General features: G+C 64.3%; 20 protein-coding genes. 6 read left to right on the top strand and 14 right to left on the bottom strand.

Translation table 11 applies throughout. From position 1 onward, the window contains the following. The first annotated feature begins 46 nt into the window (after positions 1–46). Positions 47–1,420: an MFS transporter gene (locus YM304_RS08905; protein ID WP_015441336.1), complete on the top strand. Its 1,374-nt coding sequence runs from the start codon at positions 47–49 to the stop codon at positions 1,418–1,420. A 71-nt stretch (positions 1,421–1,491) separates the two neighbouring features. On the opposite strand, the gene YM304_RS08900 is transcribed toward YM304_RS08905, so the two are convergent. Continuing rightward, entirely contained in the window at positions 1,492–2,376 is an 885-nt protein-coding gene (locus tag YM304_RS08900) for an SGNH/GDSL hydrolase family protein (protein WP_015441335.1), read from the bottom strand. A 115-nt stretch (positions 2,377–2,491) separates the two neighbouring features. Between YM304_RS08900 and ppgK the strand changes: the two genes are divergently transcribed. Further along, complete coding sequence (gene ppgK, locus YM304_RS08895; protein WP_015441334.1) at positions 2,492–3,262, top strand: polyphosphate--glucose phosphotransferase; 771 nt, start codon at positions 2,492–2,494, stop codon at positions 3,260–3,262. 25 nt (positions 3,263–3,287) lie between these two features. On the opposite strand, the gene YM304_RS08890 is transcribed toward ppgK, so the two are convergent. Together YM304_RS08890 and YM304_RS08885 are read right to left on the bottom strand one after the other, a co-directional pair. After that, positions 3,288–5,072, bottom strand: coding sequence for a potassium channel family protein (locus YM304_RS08890; protein WP_015441333.1), 1,785 nt, complete (start codon positions 5,070–5,072; stop codon positions 3,288–3,290). Between the two features lie 93 nt (positions 5,073–5,165). Further along, entirely contained in the window at positions 5,166–5,645 is a 480-nt protein-coding gene (locus YM304_RS08885; protein ID WP_015441332.1) for an ASCH domain-containing protein, read from the bottom strand. A 254-nt stretch (positions 5,646–5,899) separates the two neighbouring features. On the opposite strand from YM304_RS08885, the gene YM304_RS08880 reads away from it, so the two are divergent. Continuing rightward, on the top strand, positions 5,900–6,622 hold the full coding sequence (locus tag YM304_RS08880) for an acetoacetate decarboxylase family protein (protein ID WP_162142053.1): 723 nt from the start codon (positions 5,900–5,902) through the stop codon (positions 6,620–6,622). 28 nt (positions 6,623–6,650) lie between these two features. Beyond that, the gene (locus YM304_RS08875; protein ID WP_015441330.1) at positions 6,651–7,685 is read left to right on the top strand and encodes a pirin family protein; all 1,035 of its coding nucleotides are present in this window, start codon (positions 6,651–6,653) and stop codon (positions 7,683–7,685) included. Between the two features lie 14 nt (positions 7,686–7,699). Here the strand turns inward: YM304_RS08875 and YM304_RS08870 are convergent, their stop codons facing one another. Continuing rightward, on the bottom strand, positions 7,700–8,179 hold the full coding sequence (locus tag YM304_RS08870) for a MarR family winged helix-turn-helix transcriptional regulator (RefSeq protein WP_015441329.1): 480 nt from the start codon (positions 8,177–8,179) through the stop codon (positions 7,700–7,702). Positions 8,180–8,264: 85 nt separating this feature from the next. Between YM304_RS08870 and YM304_RS08865 the strand changes: the two genes are divergently transcribed. Both YM304_RS08865 and YM304_RS08860 read left to right on the top strand, forming a co-directional pair. Further along, the gene (locus YM304_RS08865; protein WP_197536949.1) at positions 8,265–9,137 is read left to right on the top strand and encodes an SDR family NAD(P)-dependent oxidoreductase; all 873 of its coding nucleotides are present in this window, start codon (positions 8,265–8,267) and stop codon (positions 9,135–9,137) included. 40 nt (positions 9,138–9,177) lie between these two features. Further along, on the top strand, positions 9,178–9,606 hold the full coding sequence (locus YM304_RS08860) for a nuclear transport factor 2 family protein (RefSeq protein ID WP_015441327.1): 429 nt from the start codon (positions 9,178–9,180) through the stop codon (positions 9,604–9,606). 218 nt (positions 9,607–9,824) lie between these two features. On the opposite strand, the gene YM304_RS08855 is transcribed toward YM304_RS08860, so the two are convergent. The 10 genes from YM304_RS08855 to YM304_RS08815 form a co-directional block, all read right to left on the bottom strand. Next, a complete protein-coding gene (locus YM304_RS08855) occupies positions 9,825–10,910 on the bottom strand; it encodes an NAD(P)-dependent alcohol dehydrogenase (RefSeq protein WP_015441326.1) in 1,086 nt (361 codons plus the stop codon). A 120-nt stretch (positions 10,911–11,030) separates the two neighbouring features. After that, positions 11,031–11,240, bottom strand: a complete 210-nt coding sequence (locus YM304_RS23900) for a ferredoxin (RefSeq protein WP_015441325.1) — start codon at positions 11,238–11,240, stop codon at positions 11,031–11,033. A 52-nt stretch (positions 11,241–11,292) separates the two neighbouring features. Beyond that, positions 11,293–12,525, bottom strand: a complete 1,233-nt coding sequence (locus YM304_RS08850; RefSeq protein WP_015441324.1) for a cytochrome P450 — start codon at positions 12,523–12,525, stop codon at positions 11,293–11,295. 241 nt (positions 12,526–12,766) lie between these two features. Then, a complete protein-coding gene (locus YM304_RS08845; protein ID WP_015441323.1) occupies positions 12,767–13,582 on the bottom strand; it encodes an enoyl-CoA hydratase/isomerase family protein in 816 nt (271 codons plus the stop codon). Then, a complete protein-coding gene (locus YM304_RS08840; RefSeq protein WP_015441322.1) occupies positions 13,579–14,763 on the bottom strand; it encodes a CaiB/BaiF CoA transferase family protein in 1,185 nt (394 codons plus the stop codon). Before YM304_RS08840 ends, YM304_RS08845 begins: the two co-directional genes overlap by 4 nt. Before the next feature lies 1 nt (position 14,764). Next, positions 14,765–16,432 (bottom strand): ABC transporter substrate-binding protein, encoded by a 1,668-nt coding sequence (locus tag YM304_RS08835; RefSeq protein ID WP_083908275.1) that lies wholly within the window; start codon positions 16,430–16,432, stop codon positions 14,765–14,767. Continuing rightward, entirely contained in the window at positions 16,429–17,433 is a 1,005-nt protein-coding gene (locus tag YM304_RS08830) for an ABC transporter ATP-binding protein (RefSeq protein ID WP_015441320.1), read from the bottom strand. The genes YM304_RS08835 and YM304_RS08830 overlap by 4 nt, the downstream gene beginning before the upstream one ends. Next, positions 17,430–18,458 (bottom strand): ABC transporter ATP-binding protein, encoded by a 1,029-nt coding sequence (locus YM304_RS08825; protein ID WP_015441319.1) that lies wholly within the window; start codon positions 18,456–18,458, stop codon positions 17,430–17,432. Before YM304_RS08825 ends, YM304_RS08830 begins: the two co-directional genes overlap by 4 nt. After that, complete coding sequence (locus YM304_RS08820; protein ID WP_154723377.1) at positions 18,455–19,354, bottom strand: ABC transporter permease; 900 nt, start codon at positions 19,352–19,354, stop codon at positions 18,455–18,457. The genes YM304_RS08825 and YM304_RS08820 overlap by 4 nt, the downstream gene beginning before the upstream one ends. After that, entirely contained in the window at positions 19,351–20,295 is a 945-nt protein-coding gene (locus tag YM304_RS08815) for an ABC transporter permease (RefSeq protein WP_015441317.1), read from the bottom strand. Before YM304_RS08815 ends, YM304_RS08820 begins: the two co-directional genes overlap by 4 nt. Between the last annotated feature and the right edge of the window lie 440 nt (positions 20,296–20,735).

Genomic DNA, 20,735 nt, shown 5'->3' with positions numbered 1-20,735 from the left:
AGCGTTCGGTACGTTCGGGAACTTGCTCGTCGATGACACAACATCCGTGGCGGCCACACCGGTCCGACGATCTCGGATCCAGGTCGCGGCGCTCGCCGGCGCCTCCGTCGGCGGGCTCGAGGCCACGGCGTCGTTCGTCGTTTTCCCCGAGATCCGCGACACGATCGGCGGAGGAAACGGCGCGGCCGCGTCGTGGACGCTGACCGTCGCCGGGATCGTCGGAGCAGGCGTCCTGCTCCAGGCCGGGCGTCTGGCGGATCGGTTCGGTCACGAGCGGTTGTTCCGAACGGGCGTGACCGGCTTCACCGTGTTCTCGTTGATCGCCGCGGTCTCGCCGACGCTCTGGATGCTGGTTGCGGCGCGAGCCATGCAGGCGCTCTCGCTGTCGGTGATGTCACCGAGTTCGTTTGCGCTGATCCTGCGCGACGTGCCGCACCATCAGCGCAGTCGAACCATCGGCATCTGGGGTGCGGTGACCGCAGTTGCCGGGGTGGTCGGCGCTCCCCTGGCGGGCCTCCTCGTCGACGTCGGATCGTGGCGCGCGGCGTTCATCGTGTTCGCCACGCTCGCCGGCTCGATCGCTGTGCTCGCGTGGACGGCACCGAAGACCGCACCGGCGAGGACGGTCGCGACTCCGCTCGATCTGTTCGGTGCGATCACGATCGTGCTCGGCCTCGGCTTGCTGGTGCTCGTGCTCGTCGAGGGCAACGACTGGGGTTGGCTGTCGTCTCGGGCGTTGCTGGTCGCCGCATCGGCGGTGGCGCTGATCGCCATCGCCGTCCAACGCTCCGCCGGTCGGGTCGACCCGGTGATTCCGCTCGACCTGCTCTGTGAGCGCAACATGGCGCTCGCCTGTGTGCTGAGTCTCACGACGGCCATCGGGTTCTTCGCCCACTGGTTGATCGTCCTGACGCTGCTGACTGATCTCTGGGAACTCAGTCTGCTCTCGGCGGCGATCGCCGCGTGCCTGATGCCGTTGTGCATGTCGGTCGTCGTCGTTCCGGCCGGCAACGCCATCGACCGGTTCGGGTTCCGGCGGGTCATGGTTCCCGGGGCGCTCCTCTACGCCGCACTGTTCGCCGTACCGGCAATCGGACTGGGCGCCGACACCAACTGGTGGGTGCTCGGCCCGGCGCTGGTCGGAGCGGGTATCGGTATGGCGACCGTCTGGCCGCCGCTCACCGGTGCCGGTACGTCGCACGTTCCACCCGAACGACTCGCCACCGCGACCGCGCTGATCCACACGTTCCAACGGATCGGCGGTGCGCTCGGTTCGGCGATCGCCGTGGCCTGGATCGCGTCGGGCACGCGTGGCGAGGTGGCGACCAACCGCGATCCGATCTGGATGCTGGTGGTCGTCGGACTGTTCGGCGCACTCGGTTCGGCGATGTTCCGTCGCGACGCCGCGCCGTCACGCTGACAGGTGGCCGAGTCGCCGGCCTGCGCAGCGGCGTCGCGAGCTCAGATTTCGCGGTCTCAGATTCCGCGGTCTCAGATTCCGTAGAGGCCGGTGATGTTGGGAACGCGGGTCATCGTGTTCGGGTTCGGGCACGGCGTCGCCACCGGGCCACCCGGGTCGAGCGGTGCGGTGCACGCTCGGCCGTCGAGGTGAGCGATCCACCGCGAGATGTAGTCGGCGAGGCCGAACGCTCCCCTCGTCTCGAGGTGCACCCCGTCGGGGCTCATCCAGCCCGCCGAACGCTGGTTGTACGTCCGCCAGTCCGCGACGACGAGGTCGGGGTGGCGAGGAGCCGACGCCCACAGCAGACGGGTGTTCTCCTCGTACACACCGATCGCCGTCGCGCCCGACCCCGGCTGCTGACCGACGCTGAGCGTCAGCCAGACAACACGCGTCGCGCCCTTCGATCGGGCAGCGTTCATGATCGTGTCGACGAACGACCCGAACGGGTCGTGCCAGTCGTTGTGGCCCGACATCACGACGACCACGTCGAGCGGGCCGGGCGTGCCGAGGATCGCCTCTTCGACGGTGTTCGGTGTGCGCAGGTCGCTGTCGCTCCAGCACGACGGCCACACGAGCCGGCGGCATCCCTGCGCGTCGAGGACGGGGTCGAATCCGACGAGGAGCGCCTGCGACGCGGTGGCATTGCGCACGGCGGCGAGGGTCGAGTCGCCGACCATCAGCACACGCTGTTTCGGAGGATCGACGCGTGTGGCGGTGGCGAGCGCGCCGGCCGCCGTCCCGTCGAGCCCGGCGAGGTCGCGCAGAGGGTCGGTGGTTGGCAAGGCGCTCGATTCGGCCGCCGGTGGCGTGTCGTCGACCGCATCCGCTACGTCTTGGATCGACGCGGTCAGAACGGCGACGAGCGCGACGGCGCACGCGCAGAAGCGCTCGATGACCGTCCGACGTCCAGGCATGGTTCATCATCGACCGCTCGGCCCGTCACCTTGAAGGTCGGCGCGCACCGAGTGCCTGCCGCTCGGGCGCCTGCTACGTTCCGGCGATGCACCAGTGTGAGCAGCGAGTTTTGGCGTGAGCATCCTCGGAATCGACGTGGGCGGATCGGGTGTGAAGGGCGCGATCGTCGACACCCAGTCCGGCGAATTGCTGAGCGAGCGGATCCGCATCGAGACACCGACGCCGCCGACACCGGCGAACATCGCGGGTGTCGTGCAGCAGATCGTCTCCCATCTCGACTACAGCGGCCCGGTCGGCTGCAGTTTCCCGACGGTCGTCGTCGAGGGGAAGTCGCTCACCGCCGGCAACATCGACACCGCCTGGCGCGGCACGCAGGTCGATGAGCTCTTCGGCGAGGCGACCGGTCTCGAGTTCGTGGTGCACAACGACGCCGATGTCGCCGGGATCGCCGAGATGACGCTCGGCGCAGGGCGCGGGCTGTCGGGGACGACGATCATGATCACGATCGGCACGGGTCTCGGCTCCGGCGTCTTCTTCGACGGCATGCTGATCCCGAACATCGAACTGGGTCGGATGCCGGGCCACGACGGCGAACCGATCGAGTTCTATGCGGGCGACCGGGCGCGGAAGGCCGACGGTCTCGGTTGGGACGAGTGGGGTGAGCGGTTCAACTACTTCCTGCAACGAGTGGCGCGGGTGTTCACCCCGGCCCACTTCATCCTCGGTGGCGGTGCGAGCAAGAAGCTGCACAAGTTCGGCGACAAACTCGATGTCGATGCGTCGATCCACGTCGCGCACTTCCGCAACAATGCCGGCATCGTCGGCGCGGCGCTCGCCGCTCGCGACGGCGGCCTGCGCACCGGCACCGGCACGGGACTTCACTGAACCCGTCCGTCGGGTCCTCAGCCGCTCACTCGGCTTGGCGGCGACGCCGACGGGCATGGGCGTACACGTCGGAGAACTTGGCTTCGGCTTCGTCGGTGCCGACGAGGATCAGTTCGCCGCTCGCCGGGAGCGGAGCGTGAGCGTCGGGGTTGCCGCTGATCACGCCGTCGGTCTCGACCGCGACGACGTTGCACTGGGTGCGGCGGTACACGTGCGCCTCGGCGAGCGTTCGCCCGACGAGCTCGCGCGGGACGGGCGCCCGGAAGATGTTGAGTCCGTGGGCGACGAGCAGCGTCTCGTCACCGCGGAAGTGGTTCCAGATCGCAGCCGATCCGGTTCCGGCATACGACAGCACGGCGTCGGCACCGGCCCGGTAGAGCGTCGAGACGTTGCGGTCCAGCCGTGCACGAGACACGATCCGCACGTCGGGTCGCAGCCCGCGGCAGTAACGCGTCAGGTACACGTTGACGTTGTCGTCGTGGGTGGTGATCAAGACGGCGGCGGCGTCGTCGATACCGGCCTCTTCGAGGATCTCGCGGTCGGCGGCGTCGCCGATGACGTAGCGCACCCCGTCGCGCTGTCGTTCGGCCAACTTGTCGACGATCGAGAACTCGATGCCCTCGTCGCCGATGGCGCGCCCGACCGCTCGCCCGACTCGACCGCCCCCGATGATCACTGCCTTGGTCGCCTTGGGCGAGGCGGTGACGAACTCCCGGTCGTACGCGGCGAGCTGGTCGTCGGTGCCGGCGAGCAGCAGCATCGACGAGTCGCGCAGACGCGTGTCGGCCGTCGCCACCTCGAACTTGCCGCGGTCCCACACTCCGATGATGCCGACCCCGAAACGTGCCCGGAGCCGTGACTCGGCCAGCGTGTGATCGATGAGGTCGGTGCCGGCCGCGCCGGCCTCGGCGATCTGCAGACCGGCGAATGCCCCGATCCGGTGGCTGCGTCCGCCGACGCCGAGCGTGCGGGCTGCCATCGCCTCGCCGAGGATCTCGCCGAGTTGTACGACGCTGTCGGCGCCTGCGATCTCCAAGATGTCGACCGAGGCCGGCGAGTTGGCGCTGGCCACGATGTCGACGTTCGGCGCGATCTCGCGGACGGTGAAGGCGATGTTGGTGTTCGTCTGATCGTTCTGCGTCGCGACCACGACCGCGGCCTGGTCGACGCGTGCGTTGATGTACGTGTTCGGGTCGTCGAGCGCGCCGACCATCACCGTGCGTCCCTCGTCGTGGAACCGTCCGGCTGCATCGACGTCTTCGACGATCACGACGTAGGGAACTTCGGCCTGGTCGGCCCGGTCGATCAGTGCCTCCTCGACCGGTCCTGTGGCGGTGACGATGACGTGCCCGGTCGTCGACGACGGCAGCTTGCGCGGCGCCCGGCGTCGATCGCGTTCGTTCATCCACGGGATGAACACGAACTGGATGAACACGAATGGCAACATCACCAGCAGGAACGTCGACCCGGACAGCAGCACGACGACCGAGAAGATGCGCCCGGCGTCGGATTCGAACGTGATGTCGCCGAAACCGAGCGTCGTCATCGTGGTCAGCGTCCAGTAGATGCTGGTCGGCCACGAGAACGAACGGCCCTCGCGGTCCATCAGTTCGTGGAACAGGCCGCTGAAGACGCCGACCATCACGACGAAGACGACGGTCAGGACGATGAACGTCTTGCGTCGACGACGACGCTCGGTCCGGCGGGCCGCGAACTCGGCGCGGTCGTAGTGACCCGACCCGGACGGGCCGTCTTCGGGGCGCAGCCGCTGCGTCACTTGGAGCAGGGTCGCGCCGAGCGACTTCAGCATTGCGTGGCCCCAGCTGTTCTCACCGGCCCGATGTTGTCACAGCCGGTGCGCCCCGCACCGTACATCCCGGCGATGTGTGAGCATCGATGAGGCTCAGCGCTCGGGATACACGACTCGGAACCGCTCACAGACGACCGGCATACCGTCGGACGGTTCGCGTCCGAGGCGCTCGCACACGCGCCCGAAGTACGCCTCGTGCACCTCCCGCCAGTGTCGTAGCGAACCGTCTCCCTCCCCTTCGGCCGCGGCGAAGTCTTCGTCGACATCGTCGAATCCGGTGACATCGACTGCCGTGGTCTCGATGATGCACACCGGTGCCCCGGCCCAGGTCGTGACCACGCTGAGATCCCCGGGCATCGGAGCCCGCTTGCTGTCGTCGCCGTATTCGCACTGCAACGAGGCGGTCGCCCGCTTCGTCCCGCGCAGCACGAGTGCGGCCAGTTCGTCGGCGTCGCGCTCGTTGTCGTCGAAGTGGAACACGTCGTACAGCGGCGTGTCCTCGGCGCGCCCGGTCTCCGACAGGAAGTCGGCCCAGTAGCTTTCCGACGAGCGAGCGGTCTCCGTTTCGGACATCGGGAAGCTCGGTTCTGTCGATGTTCGTCCTGGTTGGCGGTGGCCCACTCTCCCACGGGCAGCACCTCCGGTCCAGGCTCCGACCGGGGGCGCCCGTGCACTGGCACGCATGAATCCTGGTTTTTGTTGTCGCGTCAACCTTCGGGAGATAACTTGACACATCAAGCAACACGACCGCAGCCCAAACCAGACGAGGAGCACTGACGACGATGTCACGACGAGGAAATCTCACCACTGATCAACTCGGCGACGCGATGCCAGCCCACGCAGATCCGCTCGGATTCGACTCGGCCTCGTTCCGGGGCCTCGATCTGCTGCGTTTCACGTACACCACCGACGCCGAGACGGTCGCACAGATCCTGCCCGCCGAACTCGAGATCGACGACGAGCCGACCGCCAACTTCGTGTTCGCTTCGTATCGATTCAGCACCGCTGGGGCCTTTCGGGAGGTCGTGCAGTCCGTCGAGGTCCGGTTCGAAGGACAGCCGTTCTCGTACGTGCCGCACATCTTCGTGCCGAACGAGCGGGCAATGCTCGCCGGACGCGAGCGAGAAGGGCTACCCAAGCTCACCGCGGCCATCGACTTCGACATCCACGCACCGTCACCGGACGGTCTGATCTCGGCCGAGCTGCGCCGGCCCACTCAGGTGCTGCTCGCCCAGGGCATCTTCCAGCCCGCAGAACTGGTCGCCACAGTGTCGCCGGAACAGCCTCTGCCACCGTCCCCGCCGATGCTCGGCTTGCGAGTCTTCGGCGGAGCGGTTCCGGGCCGCCCGCCAGCGGTCCGCGAACTCGTCCCGTCCCGGATGGAGTTCCGCACCGCCGAGATATGGAGCGGCGCCGGTTCTTTGAACCTCACCGGCGCCTCCGATCTCAGCCCGCTGCATCTCGTGCCAATCGTCGGACCGGTCGACGCGGTGCTGCTGCGTGATGTCGATGCGGTGCTGCACCGGGCGACCACGACCTATCCGATCTAGCAACACCACACCGCAAGGAGCACGTGAGATGTCGACCATCATCGCCGTCGAGCCATTGCAACGGCCTTGGCAGGCGCTCGACCCGTTCATCATTGCCGCCCACCACCCGGACGCCTACCCCGCCGCCAACGGCGAACTCGGACCGAGAGCCGACCTCTCCCAGCGAACGACCGGCAACGACTTCACGTCGACCGACGGCTGGAACATGTACTTCGGGCAGGACGTCCCAGGCTTTCCTCGGCACCCTCACCGCGGTTTCGAGACCGTCACCTTCGCCCGACGCGGGTGGTGCGACCACGCTGATTCTCTTGGAGCCACCGGCCGCTACGGGCACGGCGACGTCCAGTGGATGACCGCCGGGAGCGGAATCAACCACTCCGAGATGTTCCCACTCCTCGACGACGCAGCACCGAATCCGCTCGACTTGTTCCAGATCTGGATCAACCTGCCGGCCCGGTCCAAGTTCGTCGACCCCGGATACCAGATGCTCTGGCAGCGCGACATCCCCCTGGTTGATGACGGCAACGGTTGCGTGGTCACCGTCATCGCAGGCGACTTCGACGGGCACCAACCACCGTCGCCTCCAACCGATTCATGGGCGCATGCCGCCGGCAACGACGTCGCCATCTGGCACATCGAACTGCAGCCCGGCGCATCCTGCATACTCCCCCGAGCCCAGGCCACCAGCAACCGCATGCTCTACGCGTTCGACGGCGGCCCCCTCCAGATCGACGAGACCCCCGTGCCCGACCAGACCGCGACGAGGTTGCGGCCTGATGGCGACACGCGGATCGTCGCCTGCGAGGGCCAAGCGGTGTCGTGCTTCGTTCTGCAGGGTCGACCAATCGGGGAACCGGTGGTGGCCAGCGGACCGTTCGTTATGAACTCCGACGAAGAGATCGCCGAGGCCTACGCCGACTACCGCAAGACGTCGTTCGGCGGATGGCCCTTCGTCGAGCCCGGCCCCACCCACGGCACCAGCCCCGTCTCCTTCGCGCGGCATCCCGACGGTCGTTTCGAAACCATCGAGAGGCTGCCAGAGCTCACCAGCCGGCCGCACTGACTCGGAGTCGGAGATCAGCGGCGCGATAGGCGGAAGGCGTCGTGGTCGCACAAGGACGCGGCCAATTTGGAGAGGGCCGTCGCCAGGTGTTTCGCGTCCGTCGCTGAGAGGTGATCGAAGACGAGGCGTTGCACGTCTTCGGCGTGGAGCGGTGCCACAGTCTCCAGGAGTCGACGGCCCCTCTTCGTGAGGGTGGCGTTCTTTCCACGGCCGTCCTCGGGTGAGGTCGCGACCTCGACGATGCCCCGGTCGATCAACGTTCGCATCCGATGCGTCAGACGACTTTGCGAGAGGTTCGCGGCATCGGCAAGCTCCGAGAGCCGGAGCGTGTCGTCGGGAGCTGACGACAGCGCGACGAGGATCCCGTAGTGCACCGTCAACAGATCGTGCTCTTTGAACGTCCGCTCGATCTCGGGAAGCCCCCGGTTCACGAACACGAGGAGGGCTTGCCACGCCTGTTGTTGGGTTTCGTCGAGCCATCTCACATCCGTCACGTTTCTCAGTGTAGTGGTTGATGAGTCAAGCAAACTCCGATAGGTTGACCTCAGCTACTTGATATGTCAACTAAATAGGAGACACATGAGCAACACGATCGACAACGCAGCCGAAACGCCGGCTCGTGCCATGCCAACGAGGCGAACCGCGATCGTCACCGGTGCCGGAAGCGGCCTCGGAGTCGACATCGCCGCAGGCCTCGCCGCGAAGGGATACCGCGTGTTCGGCACGACGCTCGACAGCGACGAATCCAACGCCGACACGGCGGTGGAACTTGCGCACGTCGACATCACCGACACGACGGCCGTGCGGTCGTGGGCGGCTCACGTCGAAGAGGAGACGGGCGGCCGAGTGGACCTCCTGATCAACAACGCCGGCATCCTCACGCCCGGCCCGCTCGAGGTCGTGCCCCTCGACGCCATCCGCCGGGAGTTCGAAGTGAACACCTTCGCCCCGCTCACCGTTGTCAACGCATTCCTCCCCCAGCTTCGCTCGGCCGGCGGCAGGATCGTGCTGATCAGCACCATCTCGGCGGCGTTCCCCGTTGCTTTCAACACGGCGTCGGCCGCCTCCAAGGCGGCTGCCGAAGCGCTCATGATCGACTACCGCGCCGAACTGCACCATCACGGAATCGACGTCACCATCGTCCAACCCGGCAGCACGCTCACCGGCGGCCCGGCGAGGTCCGCAGCACTTCTCGATCGCGTGATCGGCTCGCTGACTCCGGACGAGCGCGACCTCTACGGAGACGCACTCGCCCGATTCGCCGACGTCTTCAACGAACGACAAGGAGCCGGTATGCCGTCGGCCACCGCAGCCGCCGAGGTCATCGACATCGCCGAACGCACGCCTGCCCCGAGCACCGCCACGATCGGCGACGACGCCGCAGCGCTCCACGCGCTGATCCAGTCATCCACCCCCGAGGAACTGGACGCATTGCGCCTCCAGTACTCATGACCCAACCCCAACCACACCCAATTTCAGACAGGAAGACACCATGATCGAAATTCTCGACCCCACCGATGAACGCGCGGTTCGCAACAAGGACAACCTCGTCGCCTTCTACGAGCAGGCCATAAACCAGAAGCAGCCCATCGAGGCAGCGAACAAACTCGTCCACGACGGCTACATCCAACACAACCCGTTGCTTCCCGACGGCGCCGCCGGCCTCGGAGCGACCTTCGCCGCCCTCACCCAGGAGCGTGAGAACGCCCGTGTCGTCATCCACCGGATCATCGCCTCGGGCGACTGGGTCTGGGCCCACGTCAACTTCTTGAACCTCTACACCGACCACCCCGACGATCTGGGCGTTGCCGGCGTCGACATCTGGAAGATGAACGAAGACGGCATCGCCCTCGAGCACTGGGACGTTCTCCAACCGGTCGCCGATGCCGTCAGCCCGGTGAACGGCCACGGAATGTTCTGACCACACGCCACGGCACGGCGACATCACCGCAAACCCGCTTGCCGGGCGTGTCGAGACGATCGCTGAGCTGGAATTCGCCAGCTCAGCGTGGTCGGGGTGGGGGATTCGAACTCCCGGCCTCTTGCTCCCAAAGCTGGAAATCAAAGCTTCTCGGGGGTTGCCGTGCGAAGCTATTCGCTTCTCCCTCCGCAAGGCGCTTCACTGCAGAAACTGCCGGATCACGGCAACAGGACCGGCTTGATGACCCGACCCTCGAGCGACGCATTTTCCGCTTCGTTGATCTGGGATAGCGGAAATGTCGTGACGAGCCGATCGACAGGGAAGCGCCCATCGCGATACAGGGCAGCGAGTCTGGGGATGAACTCATGGGGCCGAACCCCGCCCTCGATCACGCGTGTCAGAAACTTGCCGTTCAGGGACTTGGGTTCGAGCACCAGCTCGCCAACGGGGTTGCCGACCATGCCGAGCATGCCGCGCCAGCGCAAACACGCGATCGCGAGCTTGACCATCTCAGGCACCCCGGTTGTGTCGAATGCGAAGTGAGCCCCGCCGGTCGTGGCGTCCACAATCTTCTGACGCAGGTCCTCCTCGGTTGCCAAGAATGTCGCCGTCGCCCCGAGCTCGCAGGCAAGGTCGAGTCGGTGTTGGTGAAGATCAACCGCAACGATCGAACTTGCACCAGCCACCTTCGCGGCCATCAATGCAGAAAGCCCAACGGACCCAGCGCCGAAGACGACGAGAGATTGTTCAGGCCTCAGCCCAAACGTCTCGAGCACCGCTCCAGCGCCCGACTGGACGCCGCAGCCGAGGGGAGCCATCAGCGAGAGCGGAAGGTCTCGGTCGATCACCACTGCGTTCTGTTCCGTGACCAGAGCGTGGGTGGCAAAAGATGATTGGCCGAACCACCGAGAACCAATCTCATGGCCATCGTGTCCAGTGACTCTGGGGTCGCCGTCCGCACTTGTCCCGTCCACATTGAGCTCACGGAACTCGGCGCAGTACGACGGGAATCCGTCCCCGCACGGGTCGCACGCACCGCACGACGCGAACGTCAGTACGACATGGTCGCCTACCGCGACGGACGAAACACTGTCACCCACCGCTTCGACGACCCCAGCGCCCTCGTGGCCTGGGATGATCGGAAGCTCGGTGGCCACCGGACCACGCAGCAAGACATCAGTGTGGCAGTAGCCAACAGCAGCGATGCGAACCAAGATTTCGTTCGCTCGCGGCTCCGCCATCTCGACCTTTTCGAGGACATAGGGTTCGGTGCGACTTCGAAGCACTGCAGCGTCGATCAACATGATCTGCCACCTCGCGTGGTGGTGGTCTGGAATCGTCCGACCGTCGGGGTGCGGATGTGTTCGGTCGCGGGAACGACCGGCAACGTCTCGAATTCTCGGATTCTCGTAGACATCGTCGACTCAAGCCCGACGTTCCACGGTGATCGACCGTGACGGACACAAGAACGCTGCTTCCTCCGCCAATGCAATACCGTCGCCGAATACTTCGGGTTCGACAAGAACCACGATGCCATCATCGTCCTGGTCAAACGTCTGCGGTGCGACAGATACGCACTGACCACCGGCGACACAAATCTCCCGGTCAACGGACACCTTCAACTTCTCGTTCACTCTGAATCCTTTTCTCGTTCTCGATATGGCGAAATGTGTTCGACAGTTGCTACTACCATTTGATCGGCAGGGCCTGCACACCATTGATGTAATCCTTGTAGTCCAAGCTGTCGGCCGGTGTCGCCAACTGCATCGACGGCATTCGACTCAGCAGAGCGGCAAAAGCGAGCCGCAGCTCAAGGCGAGCGAGCGGCTGGCCGAGACACTGGTGGACGCCAAAACCAAACGCCACATGGTTTCGTCCTTCCCGATGCAAATTGAGACCGTCAGCACCCTCGAATCTCGCTTCGTCTCGGTTCGCAGACGAGAGCAACGCCACGATCCCATCACCAGCCTTGATCGTCTGCCCGGCAACCTCGAAGTCCTCGGAAGCAACACGACACGTTGTCAGATGCACAATGCTGAGATACCGCAGCAACTCCTCGACAGCGGAGTCGACCAGGCCCGGATCGCCCTGCAGCTCGCTCCGCGCCGAATCATCCTCGAGTAGTGTGAGCATTCCAAGCGAGAGCATGCTCGCGGTGGTCTCGTGTCCGACAACCAGCAGGAAACGAATCAGCTGAACGAGTTGATGGCGCGTCAACTCGCCGGTACGAAAGTGGTCCTCGATCACGCGGGTAACGAGGTCTTCTCCCGGAGCCTGCTCCTTCGAGGTAATCATCTCGTCGACATACTCTGTGAGGCCGACGGTCGCCGCTACCGCCTCATCCGGATCTTGGTTGAACGATCCCAAGCCGTGCAGGAAAGTTCCGATCTTCTCGGCATCGGTCTCCGGGATACCAAGGATCTTACAGATCACTCGCGTTGGGAGCGCAAGGCCGAAGGAACTCACAAAATCAGCAGACCGGTCGGCGGACGCCAGCATCGTATCGATCAGATCATCGATGACTTCTTGCACGAACGGCGCCATTTCATTGACCCGCGCGACGCCGAACTCTCGTGTCGCCATTCGACGATACTGCGTGTGTTCCGGAGAGTCCATGAAATGGAAGTACGGCACAGATTCATACCGCGCGAACACGGCGGCGCGGGCCTCATAGAGAATCGGGAACCCAGGATGCAGGATGTTGTTGCTGACTCGGCGATCCGCCAAGACCGAGCGCACGTCGTCGTAGCGAGAGATCAGCCATGCCCTACGTCCGTCCCAGAGCCGGACTGGCGCCACGGGTTTGTCCTCCCGCAATCCCTCGTATTCCGGCGGAGGGTCGACCGGGCAGGTTCGTTGCATTGGAAATTGTGGAAGCATCGCTTCGTCTAAATCGTACAGTGATACTTGCGAGGTCATCAGGACCGTCCTTTGGTAGTTGATTTGAGGTCAGTGCATCGACCGGTGCGAAAGAATTTCAGCACCCTGGCCTCGTGACCTGTCCTCTTTACATTGCTTCGATGCCTGCGGAGGGGCATCCGACCGCCTGCAGCACTGTTCGGGTTGTGTTCTCCAAGACCAGGTGCCGGCGCGACATCGGACCGCTCGCCGTCGAATCGAACACCACTGCGCGGTCGACTTGTCATCGGTACCTCACTGGTCATCGGCCACGAAACATCGGAGGGCGCTTGTCCCTGAATGCAGTGACGCCTTCACGATGATCACTCGATGTCAACGTGATGGTTTCGGCGGTCGCGGCGAAGTCGAATGCTGCGGCAAGGTCCTGGTTCATACACCGGTACACCGCCGCTTTCGCGAGTGAGATCGCAAGCGGAGGGCCGAGCGTCAGTCGTGCGCTGTACTCGGCGACCGTCCGATCCAGGGCCGCCCGGTCAGCATGCACCGATCGCACGATGCCGAGGGCATACGCCCGTTCAGCATCGAAAACCTCACCGGACCAGATGAGGTCCAAGGCCTGCGAAACGCCCACCACCTGCGGTAGCAAGAACGTGCCTCCGGTGCCTGGAAAGAGACCGATCCGTGCGAACACCTCGCCGAACTTCGCCCGACTCGAAGCGAATCGCACATCACACGCAAGAGCAAGGTCGAATCCACCGCCCACCGCAGGCCCGTCGATCGAGGCCAATACCGGCTTCTCGCATCCCCGGATCGCCTGAATCACTCGTTGGAGGCGCCGCAGCCGCTGTCGCCCCTCGAACTGGGCGTTCCGCTCATCGTCCGCAGTGCCAGGGCCTTGTTCCTTTTCCTTGGAGAGCGCACCGATATGGCCCCCGGCGCAGAAGGACGAACCAGCACCTTCGATCACCACCACGCGCGTCTCGCGATCATGATGCAGTTCATCGAACGTCGAAATCAGCTCTGCCTGCATCGGCGCTGTCAGCGCGTTGCGAATGTCGGGCCGATTGAGGCGCACCGTGGCGACGCCGTCGGCCCAGAGCCGTTCGATCTCGCTCATTGCTCCAACTCCGCCGCAGCGACAGCGGCCGCGTCGTCGGCGGTGTAGCCGAGTCCCATGAGGACCTCCATGGTGTGTTCACCGAGGCTCGGGGCCGGTGACAGATCGTGCGCAAGGCCATCGAAGCGCACGCCGCTACGCGGGCGGATCGTCGGACCGACGCTCGGATGTTCGATCTCTTGGAAGAAGTCGACCGACCGAAGGTGTTCATCGTCGAGCAGGTCATCGAGCGTGTTCACTCGACCGGCAGGAATGCGTGCGCCGACGAGCCGTTCGAGCCACTCGTCGGTAGTACCTTCGACGAACACCGTGTCCAGATACTGGAAGAACTCGTCGCTGTGTCGAACTCGGCTATCGACGTTCTCGAATCGCTCATCAGCAAGGAGCTCGGGCTTGCCGATCAACGCGGCGAACCTCTCCCATTGCACTTGGGTCAGAACGAGCACGCTGATGTAGCCGTCGCTGGTGCGGTAGGGGCGCCGGAACCTCGAAGCAAGGCGAGACTGCATGGGGCTCTTGGCGGGCACAAAGGCGCTTCCCCCGATGCGTTCTTGCAGCGCGTACGAGCACATGACCTCGAACATCGGCACCTCGATTGCGACTCCGACGCCGTTTCGCTCACGGCCGACGAGCGCAGCAGCAATGGCGAAGGCCGCCATGAGGCCGACCGTCTTGTCGGCTACTGGGCTCGAGATGTAGCTGGGCCGCCCCCCGTCACCGGAGTGCTGTGACGCCGCGAGTCCCGAGAGAGCCTGCATGATGTCGTCATAGGCGGGTCGGCCCGCGTACGGCCCTCCTTCGCCATATCCGTACGCGGCGCAGTAGACGATGCTGGGGCACTTCTCGCGGATGGCGTCGGGACCGATACCGAGTCGATCCGCTGTCGGCCGCGGCATGTTGTGAAGGAAGACGTCAGCGGTACTGGCCAGTCGGTAGATCGCCTGCAGGCCGGCCTCTGTCTTGAGGTCGAGTACGACGCTGCGCTTCCCGGCGTTGACCGTCAAAAACGTGCCCGTGAACTGGTGACTCCCGCCGGTCCCCTGCCGCGTCACATCGCCGACGGGGGCCTCGACCTTGATCACGTCGGCACCAAACTCGGCCAGTCTCAGCGAACAGTAAGGACCGAGCATCGTGGTGGTGACATCGACAACCTTGATACCCGTGAGGGCTGGGAAACTCACCCTACTCACCTACCGTGACGGATCGGAAGTCATAGTTCCCGTTCATGGGAACCACGAGTCCGTCGACATCGGTTCGCGCGACGAACGTTGTGTCGGGGATACAGATACCAACCATCGATGACCCAACTGACAGAACCGCGTCGGTGATCTCACCGATTGCTTCAGCTCGCAAGGCGGGGTCGGCCGTGAGACGAGCCCTTTCCACGAGCTCCGGCACCGTGGGATCGATGAAGGTCCCGGTGTCACCGACCTGGTAGTACTCGAGTGCGAACGACGACGGGTCGGGGTTGGCGGAGAACAGCGCTGATACGGCTATTTCGTAGTCGCCTTCGCGAACTCTGGTATTCGACTCGTTCACTGGAATGGCTTCCACCGTGACGTCGATGCCGATCTGGCGGAACTGCTCCTGCATCACCTCGGACAGGCCGACATAGTTGCTGACCGTGTTTGTCAAGATGGTGAAGGACAGTCCGTCGGGGAACGCTTCGTCGATGATGGCCGCGGCAGCGTCGGGGTCATAGGTCATGTAAGCAGCGTCGTCGACGTCATTCGAGTACGCCCAGTACTCCTCGGGGTAGAGCTGCACCGTGGGCGTACAACCACCGTCGTAGTAGAACTCGGCGATCGATGATCGGTCGACGGCCAGAGAGATTGCTTGCCGGACCTCGGGTTGGCTGAACACGTCGGACGCGGAGTTCAGATACATGCCGTAGATGAACACTCGGGGTCCAGTGACGATCTTGAGTCCGGCCGCCTCGGCCTCGAGCAACTGATTGGGACGGATGAAGGTCGCGTCCAACTGGTCGGTACGCACCGCATTCAGCCGCGCCGCGTCATCGGTGTAGATACCCACCGACATGCCCGCGAGATGGATGTTGTCGGCGTCCCAGTACTCCGCGAAGCGCTCATAGGTGGCCTCGTTGTCGTTGATCGAGGTCAGCGCGAACGGGCCGGCGCCAACTGGATGCTGGTCGATTGTCCCGTCGAGGATCGAGTTGGGGCTGGCCATCATCCCGGCGTACCCACGGAGGATCTCGGGGAGGTCGCCGCCGGGTCGATTCATGGCGATTCGTACCGTCAAGTCATCGACCGCTTCCATCGATTCGATCATGTTCAGCACCGGCGCCAGCAGACTGTCATCGCTGAGCGCATGCTCAAAGTTCGCGATGACGGCCTCGGCGTTGAATGGCTCACCATCGTGGAAGACGACGCCCTCGCGGAGGGACAGATCGAGCGACAGCGCGTCGTCGGCGAGTGTCCACGCGGTGGCCAGACCTGGAATCAGGTTTCCGTCGGCGTCGGCTCGAACGAGGTTGTCGTAGACCGGCAACATATAGGCAATATGAGAATCAGAGCCGACCCTGGTCGGGTCCATGGTGGCGGGCATCGTCGTCGTGCCCCATCGGAAGGTTCCGCTTTGCTCGGCGCTGGACTCAACCGCGGTCGCGGATGCATCATCGGCGTCGTCCGCGTCAGATGAAGCGGTACTCTGCGGCTCGGCGTCGGTGGGCGCACCGTCGGTGTCGTCGCCACTCCCACCGCTTCCGCACGAAACGAGTGCGAAAGCGAGGGCGATCGCGAGGGGAACTCTGGCTCGGAATCTCATGATGTTCTCTCCTTGGTTTGAAATGCATGGATAGGAATTGGTGTCGCCGCTGCTGCGTTTCATGTCGACGACACCAGGTGACAGGCGACGGTTCGGCCGTCATCGACTCGACTCGGCACTGGTGTGACTTCGCTGCAGATCGTCATTGCGTGGGGACATCTCGTTCGAAACGCGCATCCCGAGGGCAACTCGGCCGGGCTCGGCATCGGTCCCGTCAACTCGATGCGAGCACGGGATCGCTCTACTCTTGGATCCGCTACCGGTACCGATGAGAGCAACGCCTGCGTGTAGGGGTGTTTCGGTTCATTCGCGATCAGCTCCGCCGGGCCGTACTCGATGATCCGACCCAGATACATCACGGCGATGTGGTGCGAGAGGTGTCGCACCGTCGTGAAGTCGTGTGAGATCAAGATCAACGCGAGACCGTCGCGTTGTTGGAGATCGAGCAACAGATTGAGGATCTCGGACCTGGTGCTGAGATCGAGGGCCGAGGTCGGCTCGTCGGCAACGATCAACTTTGGTTCGAGCGCCAGCGCTCGAGCGATCAGTATTCGTTGCCGCTGTCCGCCAGAGAGCTGGTCGGGATATCGGTGCACCAGTTTGGGATCGAGCGCTACCTTCTCGGCGAGATCTTCTGCGAGGGCACCAATCGCTGACCGCCGCGCCAGCTGGTGTACCAGAAGCGGCTCGCCGATTGCGTGGCTGGCACGCTTCGTGGGGTCGAGAGCGCCATAGGGATCCTGGAAGATCATCTGAATGTGGCGCCGAATCTGTCGCAGCTCGCGTCCCTCGAGCGACGTGATGTCGATGCCGCCAAAGGTGATGGTGCCCTGGTCGATCGGCAGGAGCCGGGCGATGAGTCGTCCGAGCGTGGACTTGCCCGAACCTGATTCCCCGACGATCCCGAGGGTCTCATTGGCGTCGAGCGAAAGCGATACGTCGTTGACGGCGACAAGCCGGCGCCTTTTTGAGCTCAAGGACCGGCGGCCGAGTTCGAACTCCTTGCGGAGCCCGACTGTTCTCAGAATTGTGTTGGCTGATGCGTCAACTTGCTCGAGAGTCATCGCTGCACTCCTGGCAGGTGGATCTCATCGCGCCGAATGCATCGAACGCCGCTGCCGTCCGGTCGTTCGGTGAGCGACACGTGGTCGCTGGTGCAACGATCGGGGTCGACGAACTCGCATCGTGGAGCGAATCGACAGCCCGTGGGAAAGTAACCTGCCGGCGGCACCCGACCCGGAATCGTCTGGAGTGGTGTGCGTGATCGCTCCGCGCGCGGGACCGAGCCGATGAGCGCAGCGGTGTACGGATGTTGAGGCCGTTCGAATATCGAGTCGACGTCGGCCCGTTCGACGACATTTCCGGCGTACATGACGACAACGCGATCGGCTACGCCTGCGACCACGCCCAGATCGTGCGTCACGAGGAGCAGGCCCATTCCGAGGTCTCGTTGCAGGCCGAGGAGCAGTTCAAGAATCTCGGCCTGGACCGTGACGTCGAGAGCGGTCGTGGGCTCGTCGGCAATCAACAGCTTCGGCTCACACGCGATCGCTGCGGCGATCATGGCTCGTTGCTGCATGCCGCCGCTGAACTCATGGGGAAAGGACCGGCTCCTTTCCTTCGGGTTCGGGATACCGACTCGGTCAAGGAGTTCGACGGCGTGGCGTGACGCGACTGCTCGACTTTCCCCGAGATGCACTCGCCGAGACTCAACGATCTGCGCACCGACCGTCATCGTCGGGTCAAGGCTCGACATCGGATCCTGAAAGACGGCGCCGACGACTCGGCCGCGCGCAGACTCGTACTCCGTTGTTCGCCCGTCGAGAAGCTCGGTGCCGTCGAGCCGGATGGAGCCGCTTACTGGTCGTACCGCACTCGGAAGCAGGCCAAGTACGGCCAGTGCGGTCAAGGTCTTTCCGCAGCCCGACTCACCAATCAAGGCCACGGCCTTGCCCGGCGACACATCGAACGTCACATCGTCGACCAGGCGCTCCTGGCCCCGCCGCCCGAGCAGGTCGAGCCGCAAACCCTCAACGCTCAGAACGGACGCCGTCTCTGTTGCGGCCGCCGTCGTCGTCTGCGCGGTCATACGTTGCCTCGCTTGGCGAGTGCGTCGCGAACCACATCGCCCAGCACATTGAAGGCAAGGATGGTGACCGAGATCGCCACCCCCGGTGCCACGACGCCGTACGGTTTGCGTATCTGGTGCTGAGAAGCAGAGCGCAGCATTGAGCCCCACGATGCCTCGGGTAGCTGGACCCCAAGGCCGAGAAAGCTCAGGCTCGATTCCGCAAGGAGAGCAAAGCCCAGCATCAGCGAGATCTGCACAAGAAGCGGCGCAAGAATGTTGGGAAGGCAGTGCCCCCACAGGATGCGAGTAGACGAACACCCAATCGCCTTGGCCGACTCGACATAGGTTTCGCGCGCCACCGACATGGTTGCGCCACGCACGATCCGGTAGATACGTGGCGAATACACCAGCCCGATCGCCAGCATCGCTTTGACGAGCCCTGGGCCGAGCACGGCGATGATCGCGATGGCCGCAACGATCGGGGGAAGGCTGAGCAAGGTGTCGGCGATACGGTCGAAGACCGCGGTGAGGCGCGACTTGCGGAAGCCAGCGAGGAGACCCGTTGGTAGACCGATGGCCAACGCAACGGCCACCGCAACCGTGGGAGCGATGAGGGCGATCCGGGTTGCCGAGATCATGCGACTGAACACATCGCGACCCAGCTCATCGGTGCCAAGCCAGTGCCCAGCGCTCATGCCCTGAAGCCGGTTGCTGAGCGTCTGGGTGTAGGGATCGAACGGCATGAGCCGTGTCGCGAAGACAGCGACGAACAACAGCAAGGCGAGATAGGCCAACACCACCAACCCCGCTGGACTGCCCACGACATCTCGGAGCAGTTCACGCAAGGGACTACGAATCGTGTCGGCTTCGTCCGACACACCCTCTACGGACGAGTTATCGACTGCCATGGTCATGCTCCACGAACTTTTGGATTGATCAGCGAGTACGAGAGATCCACCAGCAGGTTGACAATCACGACGGCGAGAGCGATCACCAGCACATACGCCTGGAGGACGGGCAGGTCTTGCCGCCCGACAGCGCCGATCGCCATCGAGCCAAGTCCGGGAATTGCAAAGACCGCCTCGACCACAACAACGCCGCCAAAGAGTCGCGCTGCTTGCAGCCCAAACACGGTGACCACAGGGATAGCGGCGTTGCGAAGCACGTGACTTCGCACCAGCCGGGCTCCCTTCGCTCCCCGGGCCCGTGCGGCCCGGACGTACGGTCGTTCGAGCGCGTCCACGACGCCGCCCCGCGTCTGGCGAGCCACCTCGGCAACGGTGGCCGAGCCGAGCGCGATCGACGGAAGCGTGATGTGGCGCAGCCACTCGCCGAGCCCCTCAGACAACGGCGCGTAGCCAATCGCAGGAAACCACGATCGCTCGAGGGCGAACGCTCCGACGAGCAAGAGCCCGACGAAGTAACTTGGCACCGCGACGCCAGTCGTTGCTGCCAGCGACACCGCTCGGTCCATCCACCGTCCCGCCCGAAGGCCGGCCATCGTGCCCAGGGTCACCCCGAACACCGCCGAGAGAGTCAGCGCAGCGATGGTGATGGAGATCGTCGCCGGAGCGGCGTCTCGGATCGATTGCATCACCGGCCGGCCCGTGGTCAATGACGTACCAAAGTCACCGGTGAGGACCGACTTGACCCAACTGCCGTATTGCTCGACGAGCGGGCGGTCGAGCCCAAGTCCCCGTCGAACATTGTCGACCTGCTCCTGCGTCGCCTGCTCACCAGCAATGGTCTCGGCAGCGTCGCCCGGGATCATGTACACCAGCAGAAACGACAGCATGGACACCATCACGATGGTCGTCAGTGCACCCCCGATGCGGCGCAGGATCGCGACGGTCACGATGCTGCGACCCCGTCGACGCTGCTGCCTCGGCCAACGATCAATGTTTCGTAGTTCCCCAACTCAGCGGCCCCCCGGTCCTTGGGCACCTCCGGTGCCCGCTGTTGCGCAAACCTACGGTTGCTTCGACCTTCGGGGAAGCGGCCAACTGCCTATACACCTATAGGCGTAGCCTGTAGTCAGCAGGAGCGGCGTGATGCACTTCGTCCACGTCTCAATCACGACCGGGCACGTCCTCGATCGTTGACATCGGTGTCGACCATCCGAGTTCGCCGTGTGCTCGTGGTGATCTGACCGGATATCGCACGATCACTTCTGCGGTGGCGCGGTCACCTGAATCGAGACGACGGAGCCCTTTGGAGATCAAATGTTCTGCACGGTCGGGCCGGTTCGGCCAACTTCGCGACCGATGTGGCGGGCACCCCATCGGCGTTGTTCTC

Origin of the sequence: Ilumatobacter coccineus YM16-304 (assembly GCF_000348785.1) — a bacterium.
Classification (GTDB): domain Bacteria; phylum Actinomycetota; class Acidimicrobiia; order Acidimicrobiales; family Ilumatobacteraceae; genus Ilumatobacter_A; species Ilumatobacter_A coccineus.
The sequence above is the reverse complement of the archived record's forward strand: the minus strand, read 5'-3'. Positions and strand labels throughout refer to the sequence as shown.